Here is an 855-nt window from a genome sequence, read left to right on the forward strand (position 1 = left end):
CTAGGGAGCGTTGACATTTGAGTCGGTCGCGGGCGAGCCGATATGAGTAGCAACCAACCCTCGCTGCTCATGCCCGCACACACCCTCACCGACCAACAGTTCGCCCGCATCGCGCCTCTGCTGCCGGGTAAGCCCGGCGACCGAGGGCACACCGCCCGCGACAACCGCCTCTTCCTCGAAGCCGTCCTCTTCGTCGCCAACAACGGCGGCCGTTGGCGCGACCTCCCCGAGCGCTTCGGCAAGTGGAATAGCGTCTTCGTGCGCTTCAACCGCTGGAGCAAGAAGGGCGTCTGGCAGCGGCTCTTCGAGGCCGTACAGGACCCCGATCTCGAATGGCTCATGGTCGACTCCACGATCCTCCGAGCCCACCAGGACGCCTCGCGCGGACGCAAAAGGGGGCTAGCAGCCAGCTAGCAGCCCAGCGTGAGGCCTTGGGGCGCAGCCGCGGTGGGCTCTCGACCAAGCTGCACGTGGCCTGTGACGCGCTCGGCAATCCGGCCCGCTTCGCGCTGGCCCCGGGGCAGAGTGCCGATAGTCGCACGGCACTCCCGCTCATAGAAGGACTCACCGCCGAGGCGTTGCTGGCCGACGCCGCCTACGACTCTGACGCGATCCGGGGGGCGTTGGCCGCGCGAGGGATCCAGGCAGTGATCAAGCCGAGTGGAGCGCGTTCGCTGAAGCCTGCGTTCGACCGCGAGCTCTACCGGGAGCGCAATCAAGTGGAACGGCTGATCGGTCGGCTGAAGCGGTATCGGCGGGTGGGGACGCGCTACGAGCAGACGGGGCGCAACTATCTGGCGTTCGTGCACGTGGTGTCGACGCTACTCTTGCTCGCCTAATGTCAACGCGGCCTAG

1 pseudogene is annotated in these 855 nt (G+C 66.9%); it reads left to right on the forward strand.

From position 1 onward, the window contains the following. The first annotated feature begins 69 nt into the window (after window positions 1-69). Window positions 70-839, forward strand: a pseudogene (locus AAFU51_18830) (IS5 family transposase). The last annotated feature ends 16 nt before the right edge of the window (window positions 840-855 follow it).

The sequence above is a fragment of the Bacteroidota bacterium genome (genome assembly GCA_039821555.1).
GTDB lineage: Bacteria > Bacteroidota > Rhodothermia > Rhodothermales > Rubricoccaceae > JBCBEX01.